Annotated in this window: 15 protein-coding genes; 1 reads left to right on the plus strand and 14 read right to left on the minus strand. The window is 61.5% G+C overall.

Features of this window, described 5'->3' with window-relative positions:
- Positions 1–48: 48 nt before the first annotated feature.
- The 8 genes from EOW68_RS14700 to EOW68_RS14735 all read right to left on the minus strand — a co-directional run bounded on the left by EOW68_RS14700 (position 49) and on the right by EOW68_RS14735 (position 6305).
- Positions 49–759 carry an energy-coupling factor transporter transmembrane component T family protein gene (locus EOW68_RS14700; protein WP_128225923.1) on the minus strand — a complete coding sequence of 237 codons (711 nt, stop codon included), beginning with the start codon at positions 757–759 and terminating at the stop codon, positions 49–51.
- 3 nt (positions 760–762) lie between these two features.
- Complete coding sequence (locus EOW68_RS14705; protein WP_128225924.1) at positions 763–1476, minus strand: energy-coupling factor ABC transporter ATP-binding protein; 714 nt, start codon at positions 1474–1476, stop codon at positions 763–765.
- Entirely contained in the window at positions 1473–2057 is a 585-nt protein-coding gene (locus EOW68_RS14710; protein WP_128225925.1) for a biotin transporter BioY, read from the minus strand. The genes EOW68_RS14705 and EOW68_RS14710 overlap by 4 nt, the downstream gene beginning before the upstream one ends.
- 184 nt (positions 2058–2241) lie before the next feature.
- The gene (locus tag EOW68_RS14715) at positions 2242–2847 is read right to left on the minus strand and encodes a 30S ribosomal protein S7 (RefSeq protein ID WP_128225926.1); all 606 of its coding nucleotides are present in this window, start codon (positions 2845–2847) and stop codon (positions 2242–2244) included.
- A 1-nt stretch (position 2848) separates the two neighbouring features.
- On the minus strand, positions 2849–3277 hold the full coding sequence (locus EOW68_RS14720) for a 30S ribosomal protein S12 (RefSeq protein WP_128225927.1): 429 nt from the start codon (positions 3275–3277) through the stop codon (positions 2849–2851).
- Between the two features lie 77 nt (positions 3278–3354).
- A complete protein-coding gene (locus EOW68_RS14725; protein WP_128225928.1) occupies positions 3355–3591 on the minus strand; it encodes a DUF8106 domain-containing protein in 237 nt (78 codons plus the stop codon).
- A gap of 81 nt (positions 3592–3672) precedes the next feature.
- Positions 3673–4731 (minus strand): PAS domain-containing sensor histidine kinase, encoded by a 1059-nt coding sequence (locus EOW68_RS14730; RefSeq protein WP_128225929.1) that lies wholly within the window; start codon positions 4729–4731, stop codon positions 3673–3675.
- A gap of 230 nt (positions 4732–4961) precedes the next feature.
- A complete protein-coding gene (locus tag EOW68_RS14735) occupies positions 4962–6305 on the minus strand; it encodes a hemolysin family protein (protein ID WP_128225930.1) in 1344 nt (447 codons plus the stop codon).
- Positions 6306–6394: 89 nt separating this feature from the next.
- Between EOW68_RS14735 and EOW68_RS14740 the strand changes: the two genes are divergently transcribed.
- Entirely contained in the window at positions 6395–6817 is a 423-nt protein-coding gene (locus tag EOW68_RS14740) for a DUF2391 family protein (protein WP_128225931.1), read from the plus strand.
- A gap of 39 nt (positions 6818–6856) precedes the next feature.
- On the opposite strand, the gene EOW68_RS14745 is transcribed toward EOW68_RS14740, so the two are convergent.
- Genes EOW68_RS14745 through EOW68_RS14770 form a run of 6 tightly spaced genes read right to left on the minus strand, consistent with a single transcriptional unit; the run spans position 6857 to position 15023 of the window.
- Entirely contained in the window at positions 6857–7282 is a 426-nt protein-coding gene (locus tag EOW68_RS14745; protein ID WP_128225932.1) for a NusA-like transcription termination signal-binding factor, read from the minus strand.
- Positions 7283–7286: 4 nt separating this feature from the next.
- Entirely contained in the window at positions 7287–8480 is a 1194-nt protein-coding gene (rpoA2, locus tag EOW68_RS14750; RefSeq protein WP_128225933.1) for a DNA-directed RNA polymerase subunit A'', read from the minus strand.
- Positions 8481–8492: 12 nt separating this feature from the next.
- A complete protein-coding gene (locus tag EOW68_RS14755) occupies positions 8493–11402 on the minus strand; it encodes a DNA-directed RNA polymerase subunit A' (RefSeq protein ID WP_128225934.1) in 2910 nt (969 codons plus the stop codon).
- The gene (gene rpoB / locus EOW68_RS14760; protein ID WP_128225935.1) at positions 11403–13232 is read right to left on the minus strand and encodes a DNA-directed RNA polymerase subunit B; all 1830 of its coding nucleotides are present in this window, start codon (positions 13230–13232) and stop codon (positions 11403–11405) included.
- A 1-nt stretch (position 13233) separates the two neighbouring features.
- Positions 13234–14796, minus strand: coding sequence for a DNA-directed RNA polymerase subunit B'' (locus EOW68_RS14765; protein ID WP_128225936.1), 1563 nt, complete (start codon positions 14794–14796; stop codon positions 13234–13236).
- Positions 14796–15023 carry a DNA-directed RNA polymerase subunit H gene (locus EOW68_RS14770; protein WP_128225937.1) on the minus strand — a complete coding sequence of 76 codons (228 nt, stop codon included), beginning with the start codon at positions 15021–15023 and terminating at the stop codon, positions 14796–14798. The genes EOW68_RS14765 and EOW68_RS14770 overlap by 1 nt, the downstream gene beginning before the upstream one ends.
- Between the last annotated feature and the right edge of the window lie 107 nt (positions 15024–15130).

Genomic DNA, 15130 nt, shown 5'->3' on the forward strand with positions numbered 1-15130 from the left:
TGGCTTCGATTACACAGCCGCTGGTATCTGTCCATCGATACCGCGTGCTCATAGCGGGACGAACACCGTCGCCGCGAGCAGAACTGTCGCTCCCAGAACCAGGTAATCCCGGCGGGCAAATTCGAGCCGGGGGAGTGTCGGATTCCAGGCGAAACACCGTGTCTGGAGCGCAACGGAGAGCCGATCGGAGTGGCTCAACGCACGCGCGAGTATGAGTGTGGCGATGCGACCAGTTCGATCCTGCATCGACCGTGTGTCCCCGCCACGGGCGCTGACTGCATCCCGGATCTGCCGCAGATCGTCCCGGAGAACTGGAATGTATCTGAACGTGAGTGCGACACCGACACCGAGGAGCTGTCCCGGGCGACCGGGGATCGTTTGCTGGATTGCCGCCCTGGTGTCACGGACCGGCGTCGCGTGGATGTACGCGGCGCTGACGAACAGGATCGGGACGATACGAGCGACCGATCGGAGTGATTCGATGGCTGGATCGAGACGGAGCCACGGCGAGCCGAGCGTTATGGCTGCGATCAGAGGTCCGAGCAAAAGCACGAGCAAGACGAACCAGTACGCCCGGAGCGCCTCACGAATGGCGAGTCCGGAGAGGGAGAGCGAGGCTATCCCGACGACGAACAGTCCCGCAAGCCGCAGGACTGTCGGCGTCGCGAAGGCGGCGACCGCGAACCCGAACTGGAAGCACAGTTTCGTCCGGGGATCGAGGCGGTGAACGACTGTCGATCCGGGCGTGTAGGTCAACATCGATTAGTCGGAGCTATCTCCGGGTGTGCGAACGTCGATTTCAGATAGCCGGTCTCGCGCCTGTTCGGGTGGGAGATCGAAGACGACCGACCCATCACGGAGTCCCACGACGCTGTCTGCACGACTCAGGAGGTCTCGCACGTCGTGGGTGACGACGACGATGCTCATCCCCTCGGCGTAGCGGTCGTCGAGTTGTCGGAGGACAGACCGCTGTGCCGGCCAGTCGAGGCCAGCGAAGGGTTCGTCGAGAACGAGGTGGTCGGGCTCCATCGCCAGCGCACCGGCGATAGCGACTCTGGCCTGCTCTCCACCCGACAACGAATCGATCCGTTCGTCTTCCCGGCCTGCCATCTGCACGGCAGCGAGGGCAGCTTCGACCCGGCGGTCGATCTCGTCGTGGTCGAGGCCGAGATTTTCCGGTCCGAAGGCCACGTCAGCGCCGACTGTCGCGGCGACGAACTGGTCACGGGGTGACTGGAACACCATCCCGACGCTCGTCCGGGCTGCGACGGGATCGTCACCTGCTGGGGTTCCGTCGACGGTCACCTCGCCGCTGTCGGGTTCGAACAAGGCGTTGAAATGCCGAACCAGCGTCGTCTTGCCGCTCCCGTTCGGGCCCGCGAGTAGCACCCACTCGCCGTCCTCGATTGTCAGCGAGACGCCGTCGAGGGCTGGCTCCCCGTCGAAGAAGTGAGTGAGGTTGTCAACGGTGATCATCGCCCGACGAGTAACTCGTTACCGCCAGTGACGATCCCGATCGTGATCGCGACTTTCAGGACGTCACCGACGGCGAAGAGTGCCATGAACGAGGCGGCACGCGAGAGCGTCCACCCGTTTACGCTTGCCAGCCACGGAAGACCGATCAGATAGATCACGGCGAGTCCAGCCCCCAGCGCGAGCGTGATCCAGACTGGAGATAGCTCGTCGAGTTCCTGTGGTGTGAGTGATCGGTGTGCGACGAAGCCGATGACGGCTGCGGCGACGACGAAGCCGACCAGAAATCCACCCGTCGGGCCGAAAAAGTAGCCGACGCCGGCCTGAAAGTTCGAGAACACCGGCGCGCCCGCCAGTCCGACGAGGACGTACAACAGCAGTGAGAACCCGCCCCAGACGCCGCCGAGCAGCAGTCCGGCAAAGAACACACCGAACACCTGGAAAGAGAAGGGAATGCCACCGGGGAGATCGATCGAGAACGGGGCGAGCACTGCTGTCAGCGCAGCGATGAGGACTGCCCCGGCTAACTGCCTCACAGTGTCGGATTCGACGAGATCTACGGAGTCCACCTGTTCACTTGCCATACAGGAGCGGGGCCGTCAACCGAAATTAATGTAGCGGTTTACGAGGTACGAGTTGTTCGAGTTTGTGGTGGGTGGATCAACGTTATCGACAGCGGTCGCTTTTCAATTTCATGTTACACCACCTATAGATACACCTCATCAACGAACAATCGGGAAAACAACTCCCGTCGAAACAGCGCGAGCGTTATCTGGCAGCAGCCGCGACGCGCTCTTTTTCTTCTTTCTGTGAGACGCCGTAGGTGCCGACATCGTTGTTCGCGGCACCGATCAGCTGGCGGGCGAGTGCCTGCGCAGCGTCGGTGTCGGTCTTGAACGAGTCGCCGTAGACACCCTCGGCGAGGAACTTCAGTGCCTGGTCGACACGCCGCTGTGGCGAGACGTCGACTGCTTTCGGCACGGAGATCCCACCGTATTTCAGGCGGACGGTCTCCTCACGCGGGGCGGAGTTCTCCACGGCCTGGACGAGGATCTGGACCGGGTTCTCGTCTGTCTGCTCGTGGATGATCTCGAACGCGTCCCGGGTGATCTTGGTGGCGAGCTGTTTCTTGCCGGTGTTCTCGTCGGTCTGCATCAGCCGGTTGATCAGCCGCTCGACGATGCTGATCTGGCTTTTCTTGAACTGCTTGTCGGCGTGACGACCCATCGTGTTCGCGATCGGCGTCACGGTGATATACCGCTCCGTCGAGACGTCGCTGAACTCGATCTCTTCGACGTCGTACTTGCCGAACAGCTGTGCGTTACTTCCGTCGCTTTTCGCCGGCGCGTCGGGTTCTGGTTGGTCTGTCGACATATTATCGGACTGGTTTCTCTGCGTTGCCGCGGACGAGTTCGATCAGCGAGACGCCGTTTACCTTCTCGACCTTGTAGTTGACACCGGAGAGGTCGCCCATCGCACGGCCCTTCGCGCCACCGATACCGGCGATAGTCACTTCGTCGTGTTCGTCGATAAAGGAGATCGCGCCGTCACCGGGACAGAATGCCGTGACCTGCTTGCCGTTTTTGATCAGCTGGACACGCACGCATTTCCGGATCGCGGAGTTGGGCTGTTTCGCTTCGATACCGACCTTCTCGAGGACGATCCCACGACCCTGCGGGGCACCCTCGAGGGGATCGGACTGCTCGCGCAGTCCACGCTCTCGCCGCGCGTACTTCGAGTCGGACCATCGCCGCTGCTGGCGGTCCTTCTTGAGCTTGCGCGCGGCATATTTGCCGTTTGCCATAGTACAAGTCGCTATCCGACGGAGCTACTTAACAGCCACCTTTTTGTCCTGACAGTGTACCCCGCAGCTGCTCCCGCCTAGATATTCTTGGGGCCGTCGCTGAACTGCAACGCCCCATCGCTCTGGGTCGTGAGGTCTGCTTCCTCCAGGCGAGAATCGATCGTCGTCCCACAGCGGGGACACTCGTAGTCGAGTGAGGCAGCGTGAATATGAATGATCCAGTCTCCGTTGATCCGACTGGTGTGATTGCAGTTCGTACAGTAAAGAGTCGCCTTCTGATCCGAGAGACGCTGAGAGAGGTTAGAAATACCCATCAGTAATCTATATGCTGTCCGGTAATAAGGCCGTCGTCTTCAGTGGTTGCACAGCCACGGGCAGCGAACTGTTCCGCTGGGTTACGTGGACTCTTCGCCGATCCGCTCGAAGGTGAGCGTCACGACGTTCCCGAGGTCATCCGTGCGGCGCTGAAAACACAGCGTGCCACCGACAGTTTCGACGGCCCACTTCACGATCCAGAGCCCGAGTCCGTCGTTGTGCTGGAGTGGCTCCTCGGAGCCGCGGTTGATCGTCCGCTGGATCTGGCTCGGAATCGGCTCACACTCGTCGATAATCCGTATGTCGACGTGCTGTTCGTCGCTCGTAATCTCGACAGTGACGGGGCCATCTCCGGAGGGGTGGTGGATGACGGCGTTTTCGAGCAGTTCCTGCAGTGCGACCTCGAAGGACGGCGGGGCCCGGGCGGAGACGTCCGCGGGCAGGTCGGTCTCGATCGTCGCGTCCGGATACTCGATCCCAAATTTCATGATGACGTGTTCGACCACCTCGACGAGTTCCAGCCGGCAGTCCTCGTCGGCCGGAATGCCGATATGCTCCTGTGCGAGTCGTGCCTTCTCGCTCAGATTGATGACGCGCCTGCCGACCTCCTCGATCTTCTCGGCTGCCGTCCGGTACCCCTCGTCGTCGACGGTCTTGAGTTGTGTTGCTTTCCCGACGACGACGTTCATCTCGTTGCGGATGTTGTGCCGGAGCGCCCGGTTGAGGACGTCGAGCTTTTTGTCCTGTTGTCGCTGTTCGCGGAGATCACGGACCCGACCGACGACCTTTCTCCCGTCTGTCGATTCGCTACCGAGCAGCGACAGCCGACACTCGACGGGGATCTCCGACCCATTTTTCGAGATGATTCGGCCGACGAGTCGCTCCTCGTCTGTGGTGTCGCTTTCGACGAACAGCTCGAAGCGGTGGCCCCACTCGGCCAGATCGTCCTCGTGGACGAGCTCCTCGGCCGACATTCCGACCAGTTCGCACCGGTCGTACCCCGTCAGATCGACGAACGGGCCGTTGACTGTCTCGAGGACACCATCTGTCACGACGTACAGGGGATCGGTCGCCATCTCCAGCAGTGACTCGTGAACTGTCTCGCGTCTCTGTGCTGGTGGGGTACTATGGTCGGTCATCGGGGCTTGGGGACTCGGTCGATGTGTGGGCGCTGTCGGCAGACGGCTGATCCGTCTGCGATTGACGATAGCTGGATACTTAAATGTCGGTATCGCTGCTACGTTTTGACTATTCCCTCACTTGTTTACTTATTAATGTTACTTTTGTTCGTATTCGATGAGTGACCAATCGCCGACGAGAAGCAGTGGTCGAAGAGATGTCACAGCTGCTGGGCCGGCGCGTGGGAGAATCACTCTGTCTCGATGGCGCCGTCCGGTAGATCTCCGCCCGGAAGTTCGACCCGGACTTCGAGAATCCGGTTGCTACCGACTGTTTCGACAGTGAACGTCGCTCCGTCGTAGCTGACCGTCTCACCCTCGCTGGCGAGGCGACCGGTTCGGCTGATGAGAAATCCGGCGAGGGATTCGTACTCGCCAGTTTCCGGGAGGTCCGTCTCCAGCGCTTCGTTGACCTCGTGGATGTTACGCTCCCCCTGGACGAGTGCCGTGTTCTCGTCGAGCCAGCGGACCGGGGGTGACTCCGCCTCGGCGAGTATTTCGCCGATGATCTCTTCGACAATGTCCTCGATGGTGACGATCCCGGCCGTCGTCCCGAACTCGTCGATGACGATCGCCATCCGGTGTCGCTCCGCACGGAGTTCGGTCAGCAGATCGTCGACTTCCTTGGTTTCGGGGACGACGAGGGGCTCTCCAGCGAGATCGCCGACCGACTGCCCGTCCCCGCGGTACTGTGCCTCCAGCAGCTCCTGGATGTGGACGATCCCGACGACCGTATCCAGGACGCCATCGTACACCGGCAGCTGATTGTAGCCACTCTCCAGACAGGTGTCGATCGCCGTTTCGAGATCCTCGTCGGCCTCGACTGCGACGACATCGAGCCGTGGAACCATCGTCTCCTTGACGATCCGGTGGCGAAATCGCAGCAGTCGCTGGAGCATCTTGTGTTCCTCGTCGGTGAAAACGCCTGCGCGCTGGCCGGCCCGGATCACTTCCTGGATCTCCGCACGGGTGACGTAGGCGCTCTCGACGTTTCCTTCACTCCCCATGAGCTTGTTGACGCCGCGAGTGAGCGCGTCGAAAAACGCCACGAGTGGGTACATGACCTTCTGTGTGAACCGGAGCGGTCGGGCGATCCGGAGCGCCCACGGCTCGCTGTTCTCGACGGCGTAGGATTTGGGTGCGCTCTCGCCGAACAGCAAGACGAGCGAGGTCACGCCGAAGGTCGCGACGAGGACGGCCTGGCCCGGATCGAGGTAGAAGCCGAGCAGCCCCGTTGCGATACTCGACATCCCGATATTGGCGATGTTGTTGCCGACGAGGATCGTCACGAGCAGGCGCCGCGGGTTGGATTTCAGTACGGAGAGTGTCTTCGCACCGGGTATGTTCTTGTCGACGAGCGAACTGATCCGATGATCGGCAAGCGAGAAGATGGCGATCTCCGACGAGGCAAAAAATGCAGAGAGGACGAGGAGGACCAGCACCGCGAGAATTCCCAGTCCCGTGATCACTCCTTGCGAGATTTCGGGAACCGAGATCTGTCCGATAGCTGTCGACAGCACTGCGAGTTCGTGCATGTTCCCCCAGTAGGGCAAACAGCCCGGTAAAGGGCCGGGTTCAGCGAACGACCCGAAAATGTATGCTGTCAACCGAACACTACCCAGGTATGCGCGAACGCAAAAAGCACGAACTCGCGGATACCGCCCAGCAGATCGTCGGCGGATTCCTGCTGGCTGGCCCCTTCGTCGTCACACAGGAGGTGTGGATGCTGGCACAGAATATGACCATCTTTCACAGTCTCTTCCTCGTCGGCATCATCATGTCTATCGGATACGGTGGTCTCTACGGCGCCGACAACGACCGCGATCCCCGGACAGAGGCGGCCTTCTTCGGCATTCCGGTCCGGTTCGTCTCGGTCGTTCTCGTCGCCTTCGGCTCTGTCGCGATTCTCGCCTTCGCGGTTACTGCACCCAATCAGTTCCTCAGTGATCTCCCGCCGGCCGACCGGTTGGCAGTCACGTTCCGGGCGATCAGCGTCGGCTCGCTGTTCAGTATGGTCGGCGCAGTGACGACGGACAGTATCTTTTAAAGGGTTGCGTTCGAGTGAGTTCGCTACTTGCGAACCCGCTCAGGTGAGTTCGATATCGTCGATCCCGTAGTGGCGGTCCGCGAGTCGTCGGGCAGCGTCGATGTTCCGACCGTCGGAGCCGATCGCAGCACCGCGGTCTTCCTCTGCGACTTCGACGTACGCGAGCCGGTCGTCGTTTTCGCTGATCGTGACGTTGTACACCGCGGCGGGTGCGAGCGCACTCGCGACGAAGCCCTCTGCGGTGGGGGCGTCCTCGACGAGTTTGATCGGTTTCCCGATCTGCTCTTCGACCTGGCGGACGTGTTCGCCACCCGATCCGATCGCTTTCCCCATCTCGCCGGTTTTGATCAGAACGATCACACGGTCGAACTCCTCGTCGACCAGACAGTCTTTGACCGTCGCCTCTGTCTCGGTCTCGAACAGCGCGGCGAGCTGGCGTGCCTCGTCGGAGAGTGTGATCGTCATGCGATCAGTCTGCCTGCTTGCCGCTTGTCATCCGGAGGTTGACGTCGCCGGTGCCGAGTTTGATCGGCTTGCCGACGATCACGTTCTCGGTGACGCCGTCGAGTTCGTCCACCTCGCCGTGGATGGCGGCATCCAGCAGGTGACTGACTGTCACCTCGAAGGCCGCACGCGCGAGCACGGAGTCTTTCGAACCGGAGATCCCGTGACGACCGATCGATTCGATCGTCCCCTCGTTGGTCATGATATCCGCGACCAACATCAGGTGCCGGATGTTCACGTCGTCCAGTCCCTGTTCTTCGAGCGTGTTCATCGTCTCGTTGATCAGCGACTCCCGGGCAGCCTCGACGCCGAGATTCCGGTAGATCTCGTGGATGTTGTTACAGGTCGTTCGCGAGGCGTCGACACCCTCGATGCCGAGCACCTTCCCGAAGTCAGAGCCCTCGGTGTAGAGGACGAACTCCTCGCCCTCGTCGAGTTCCTCTTTCCGGATCACGACGCGGCTGATATCCTCGATCCCCTTGAACACGATCTCACGGAGCTCCTCGACGAGCTGGAGCAGCTGCCGGTAGGAGGGCTCCTCGGGACCGAACTCGATGACGAGTCCGCGCTGCTGGGTCTGGACGCCCAGGCTGGACTCGATCGTCTCGGCGATCTCTTCGGCGACCGCGACGGGATCGTCGACGGTCGGCCAGCGCTCGCGGAGCGTGTCCTCGTTGAGCGCGATCTGGACGATCATGTCCGCGACGTTCGTCGAGACGTCGCCGAGCTGGAGGATCTTCGTCGCCTCGATCTTCCAGACGACCTCGTGGGCGCGTTCGCGGTCCTCGGCGAACTCCTCGTCGAGGTAGACGGTCATCATCGGCGTGTCCGGCTCCTTCCGGGCGTCGACCAGTTCGATCAGCCGCGGCAGCCCCTGTGTCACGTCGATCTCCGCGACACCCGCGTAGTGGAAGGTGTTCATCGTCATCTGGGTTCCGGGTTCCCCGATCGACTGCGCCGAGACGGTGCCGACGGGATCGAGTGGGTCGACCCGCGAGCTGTAGTACTCCGCGACCGTCGCCTGGACGATCTCGTCTGCCTGTTCGGTCGTGACCTCGCGGTCTTCGAGGGTCCCGTAGACCTCGTTTTTCAGTCGTCGCGGGAGATCAGCGTCCTCGACGATCGCTTCGATGTCGTCAGTTACGTCGTAGTCTGTCATTGTATCACCTGATCAGTCGTCACTCTGTGCCATCCACCAGTCGTCTGCGTGCTCGGAGAGGTTGGTCGGTGCCCGTTCCTCGCCGAGGAACTGTGCTTTCTCGCTTTCGCCTGCGAACTCGTTTTCCAGTACGCGGTCGGCGATGTTCTCGACATCCACTGCCGGTTCGGTCTCGTCGCTGGAGACCTCGACGGGCGAGGTGCCGTCCTCCCCGAACTCGAACTGGACGATCGTATCCGAGGTGTCTCGGACCGTACCGTCGTACTGTGCTTCCAGCTCGGAGAGGGCGTTGATGAGTCGGCGCTGCAGATAGCCCGACTTCGAGGTTCGGACTGCCGTATCCACCAGCCCCTCGCGGCCACCCATCGCGTGGAAGAAGAACTCCTTGGGGTTGAGTCCCTCACGGTAGGAGTGTTCGACGAAGCCGTGTGCATCTGCCGAGAGGTCGCCTTCCTCGAAGTGGGAAAGCGTCCGGTTCTCGTAGCCACGGTTGATCCGCTCGCCACGGACTGCCTGCTGGCCGACACAGCCGGCCATCTGGGTCAGGTTCAGCATCGAGCCACGCGCACCGGATTCGGCCATGATGACCGCCGGGTTCTCGTTGCCGAAGTGGTCCTCGGCGATGTCACCGGCGCTGTCACGTGCCTGGCCGAGCGTCTGCATGATCTTCATCTCCAGCGTCTCGTCGATGGTCCGGCCTGGGAGTGACTCCAGATCACCCTGCTCGTAGGCCTCGATGAGTTCCTCGACGCGTTCGTTTGCCTCCCTCATGGCCTCGTCGACCTGGGCCTGTGCTTCCGGCGGGATCGACTCGTCGTCGATACTGATCGAGAACCCGAAGTGCATGATCGTCCGGATCGCGACCGACGAAACCTCGTTGATGAAGATCCGCGCTCGCGTGCGTGAGTACTGCTTCGTGATCGTGTCGACAATCTCGCCGCCGAAGGCACCGACTCCGTCCTCGTCGATGGTGCCATCGAGCATCTGGCCGTCCTCGATGATGACGGTGTCGCCAGCAGAGGACGTGAATTCGAGATCGAGGCTGTCCGGCAGCAGCTCCGAGAACAGCGTCCGGCCAGTCCAGAACGGTTTCCCGTTGTCCTCGCCATCCGGCTCTGGGAGTTCGTCGATCCGCGTCGTACGCAACAGATCGAGCGCCTGCGTCTCGTTGAACTCCGGATTCTGGTTCGTGAGCAGGTAGGTCGCGGTGATGTGATCCTGGATCGCACCGATGATGTTCTCCCCGAACCGTGGACTCAACATCTGTTCCTGGACACGCATCAGCGTCCGGGCCTCGGCACGGGCCTCCTCGTTCTGGAGGGCGTGCATGTTCATCTCGTCGCCGTCGAAGTCAGCGTTGTACGGCGGACAGACGACGGTGTTCAGCCTGAAGGTCTTGTACGGCATCACGACGACCTCGTGAGCCATAATCGACATCCGGTGCAACGATGGCTGTCGGTTGAAGATGATGATGTCGCCGTCGATCAGGTGCCGGGAGACTTCCCAGCCTGGCTCGACCTTTTCGGCGAGTTCCTCGCAGTTCTTCTCGGTGACCTTCAGTCGGCGACCGTCGTCACGCCGGACGTAGTTCGCGCCGGGGTGTGCCTCGGGGCCGTTGCTGACGTAGCGGCGCGCCTCCTGCAGGTTGCGCTCGTTGACGTTCATCGTCTGGGTCATCTCCGTCGCGACGCGGTCGGGGACACCGACCTCGTTCAGACTAAGCGTCGGGTCCGGCGAGATGACCGTCCGAGCGGAGAAGTTGACACGTTTCCCCGAAAGCGAGCCACGGAATCGCCCCTCCTTGCCTTTCAGGCGCTGGGAGAGCGTCTTGAGTGGTCGCCCCGAGCGGTGTCGGGCCGGCGGCGTCCCGGAGATTTCGTTGTCCATGAACGTGGTGACGTGATACTGGAGCAGTTCCCAGAGGTCCTCGATGATCAGCTGGGGGGCACCGGCCTCACGGTTCTCCATGAAGCGCTGGTTGATCCGGATGATGTCCACCAGCTTGTGGGTCAGGTCGTCCTCGGAACGCTGGCCGTTGTCGAGTGTGATCGATGGCCGTGCGGTCACCGGCGGGACCGGCAGCACGGTCAGGATCATCCACTCCGGCCGGGAGCGCTCGGAGTCGATGCCGAGCACTTCGATGTCCTCGTCGGGAATCGTCTCGAACCAGTCCCGGATATCCGAGGGCATCAGCTTGTTCATGTCCTCCTCGGTCAGATCGACGTCGAGGGCAGACTCGATAGCGCGGCGATCCTCTTTGCGCGGGCGGAAATCGCCCGAGAGGATCTCCTGGATCCGGCCCGGATCGATCCCGGTCTCCTCGGCCAGTTCGGTCGGGGAGACGCGCTCCGAATCCTCGCCGGGTTCCATCGCCTCTGCGATGCGGTCGGAGTACTCCGCGGCCAGCACCTGCTGGACCTCGTAGTAGGTCGTCGGTTTCTCGTGCTGGATATCGAACTGCTGTTCGCCACAGTGTGGACAGCGATCCTTCTTCCGGGCCTGGCGGATCGCGGCCTTCGTCACGTCGTTGAGATCCTGCCCGAGTGCGCGTGTCCGGTCGAGTTGACTCCGGAACTCCTCTTTCTCGTCTTCGGTCAGGCAAAGTCGGGCACACTCCCGGCAGGTCCCGCGAAGGAGCCGCCGGATAAGCTTCGAGAAACCGACGTGGATGACTGGCGCGGCGAGTTCGATGTGGCCGAAGTGGCCGTTACACGAACCCGAGTGTTTGCCACACGTTTTACACTCCAGCCCGGGGTCGATGACGCCCAGCCGTGGATCCATCAGCCCCATGTCGATGGGGAAGCCGTCGTCGTCGTAGGTGTCGGCCGTGATGATCTTCGTGGCGCTCATTTCGCGGTACTCTTCGGGATCCATCAGCCCGAAATCGAGCCGTCCGATCGTCTGTGGTGCGTGTTGACTCATTTATACAGCTTCCTCCAGTTCGATCCGCGGTGCGATTCCGAGTGCTTTCATCTCGTCGAGCAGGAGTTTGAACGCGTAGGACATCTCGACTTCGTGGACGTTTGTCTCCTCCTCGCAGTTCGGACAGTAGACACGGCGCTGTTCGACGTTCTCGACGGCGGACATCCCACACTCGCCACAGACGTTGATCCACTCGCGGTCTGACTCGTCGAGCAGTCGCTCCTTGAGTGTCATCGCTGCGCCGTGACCGATGAAGACGTCCCGTTCCATCTCTCCGATACGGAGACCACCCTCGCGGGCGCGACCCTCCGTCGGCTGGCGGGTCAGCACCTGGACGGGGCCACGCGAGCGGGCGTGGATCTTGTTCGACACCATGTGATACAGCTTCTGGTAGAAGATGGTGCCGACGAAAATCTCGGCCTCGATTTTCTCGCCGGTGATCCCCGAGTACATGACCTCCTTGCCGCTGGATTTGAAGCCGTGGTCTTCCAGCGAGCCACGGAGTTGTTCTTCGTCCTCGCCGGTGAACGCGGTCCCGTCGACACGCCGGCCTTCGAGCGAACCGACCTTCCCGCCGATCATCTCCAGAATGTGACCGACGGTCATCCGCGATGGGAGTGCGTGCGGGTTCAGGATCAGGTCGGGAACGACGCCCTGTTCGGTGAAGGGCATGTCCTCCTGCGGTGCGATGTGGCCGACGACCCCTTTCTGGCCGTGCCGTGACGCGAACTTGTCCCCGAGTTCGGGGATTCGCTCGTCACGGACGGAGACCTTGGAGAGTTTCGAGCCGTCCTCGCCTTCCATCAGCGTCACCGTGTCGACGACGCCGGATTCGCCCGAGCGCATCGTCACGCTCGTCTCCCGGCGTTTCTGTGCGGAGAGTCCACCCATGTCGTCCGGCTCTTCGAGAAAGCGTGGCGGTGAGGTCTTGCCGAGCAACACGGCGTTTTCGTCGACGTGTGTCTCGGGGTTGACCAGCCCATCCTCGTCGAGGTGAGTGTAGGCGTCCTCGCCGCGTGCGCCGCGAACTTCCTCGTCGGGAATCTCGAAGCGGTCTTCCTGTCCACCGGGGTATCGGCGTTCCTCGCCCTCGTAGGTCCGGAAGAAATGCGAGCGGGCGAGTGCGCGCTCGACCGACCCCTTGTTCATGACCAGCGCGTCCTCGATGTTGAACCCCTCGTAGGACATCACCGCGACGACGAAGTTCTGTGCCGCCGGTCGGTCGTCGTAGCCGATCTGTTCGGTGGTCTGCGTTTTGACCATCGACAGCTGCGGGTAGTGCAGCAGGTGCTGGCGGGTGTCCGGTCGGATCCGGTAGTTCGCCGAGGGGAGACCGAGCGACTGTTTGATCATCCCCGATCCCATCGTAATCCGCGGGCTGGCGTTGTGCTCGGGGTAGGGGATCATCCCCGCACCGATCCCGAACATGAGCTGGGGATCGATCTCGAGGTGGGTGTGGTTCTCGGTGAGTTCCTCTTCCTCGACACCGACCAGAATGTCGCCTTCCTCTTCGGCGTCGATGAAGTCGACGTAGCCGCGGTCGACGAGATCCTGAAACTCGACGTCACCTTCTTTGAGTGCCTCGACCTCCTCGTCGGAGATCAGTGGCTCGCCGTCCTCGACGACCAGCAGTGGGCGTCGGGCACGGCCGGCGTCGGCGTTGACGATGACCTCGCCGGTGCGTTCGTTGACCGAGACGTTGACCATCTCGCTGATATCGCCGCGGCGCCGTGCCTGGCGAATCTGCTCTGCGAGCTGTTCCGGCTGGGGGTGTGTGCCAACCAGACTACCGTTGACGTATACTTTCGCTTCTCGTTGTTGTTGACTCATATTAATCGTCTGCGGGCTGTTCGACGCTTTCGATGCCTGGGATACCCTGGACTCCCATCTGCGCGAGTTCCTGTTTCAGTTCCTGTTCGTCCTCGACGTTCTGTGAGAGCTCCATCGCCTGCGCGAAATTCTTCACGAGTCCACAGTTCGGTCCCTCGGGCGTCTCGGAGGGACAGATCCGACCCCACTGGGTCGCGTGCAGGTCCCGTGCCTCGAAGTGTGGCTGTGAACGGCTAAGCGGCGAGCGGAGTCGCCGGAGGTGAGAGAGAACGCCCATGTAGTCCGTCCGGTCGACGAGCTGTGAGACACCGGAGCGACCGCCAACCCAGTTCCCCGTCGCGATCGGGTGTTCGAGCCGCTCGGTCAGCACGTCCGAACGAACCACCGTCGAGACAGAGAGCTGTCGGTTTCGCATGTTGGCTCGTTCGAGCTGGTACTTGACATCGCGTGCCAGCTTGTTCAGCGCCGTCCGGAACAGATCCCGCATGAGATCGCCCGACACTTTCAGGCGTTTGTTGGCGTAGTGGTCCTTGTCGTCGGCTTCTCGACGGTCGAGGGCGAGTTCGAAACAGGCCTCGGCCATCCGGCAGAGATAGTAGGCTTTGTTGATTCGGACGTCTTCCTCGTCGACGCCTTCCTCGTGGAGATGTGGCAGCAGATAGCGATCGATAACGTAGTTCGCGCGTTTGAGCTGGTAGTTTTTCCCCTGGCCCGAGGCGACGCGTTTGCCCAGTTCCTCGATGGCTTCCTCGGTGGACTGAACCTCGGCGGCCTCCAGGTTCTCCAGCATGAATTTCACAATTTCGGGGTCGTCCGAGACGCGGTGGACGATCTCCTCGTCGGATTCGAGCCCGAGCGCACGCACGAGCGTGACGAAGTTGACACTGCCCGAGACGGACGGGAACGAGACTTCGAGCAGCCCGTCGCGGGTTCGCTCACAGAGCACGAGCGCGCGGTAGCCTCGACGCTGTGAGAACGTCTTTGCGACCTCGATCGTGTCGCCGTATTTCGTGTCGGTCTCTGCGAGGATCTTGTTCGGTGCGAGGTCCTCGCTCGTCATCAGCACGCGCTCGGAGCCGTTGACGATGAAGTAGCCACCCGGGTCGGCCGGGTCCTCGCCGATGTCGATCAGCTCCTCGCGACTGAAGTCGGCGATGTTACACTTGTTCGAGCCGACCATGATCGGCATCCGGCCGATCTTGGTTTCGGTCTGGTCGACGACGCGTTCCTCTTCCTCTTCGCCGCCCTTGATGACGGCCATCTCCATGAACACCGGGGCCGAGTAGGTGATGTTCCGGAGTCGTGCCTCCTGTGGGTACAGCAGTTCCTCACTGCCGTCGGCCTCCCGGACTCGTGGCGTGACGATCCGGACCTCCCCAAGTTCGACGTAGACGGGCTCTTCGCCCTCCTTGTCGCCGATGTCCGTATCGATCGTCGCTTTCTCGTCGACCACCTCCTGCATCCCTCGGTCGAGGAAGGCGTTGAACGATCTGAAGTGGTGTTCTGCGAGCCGTTCGCGTGAAAAGTACTCCCGTGAAATCTCTCGTTTGTCTTCGATATTCATTATTCGACCACCAGTCTGTATACCACGGCCTGGTCCGTGGTCCGCGAGTCGCGTGTAATCTTGATTACGTCACCGATCTCGGCGTCGTCTGGCAGCGCCGGGTCGGCACGTTTGATCTTTGGCAGGTCTGTTTCTCTGATATTGTACTCCTCCAATACGTCCTCGAGTTCCTCCGCATCGAGGACCGTATGATCCGGTACGAGTTTGTGGTTGCTTACATCTACCATGGGTGTGGCTTATCCGCTAAGAAGCTGTTCGAGATACTACAGCACACTACAGTCGGCGAATATATAACAGTTATTAAACTCGCTGAGCAGGGCTACCCGACCGACCT

Origin of the sequence: Halovenus amylolytica (assembly GCA_004015825.1) — an archaeon.
GTDB lineage: Archaea > Halobacteriota > Halobacteria > Halobacteriales > Haloarculaceae > Halovenus > Halovenus amylolytica.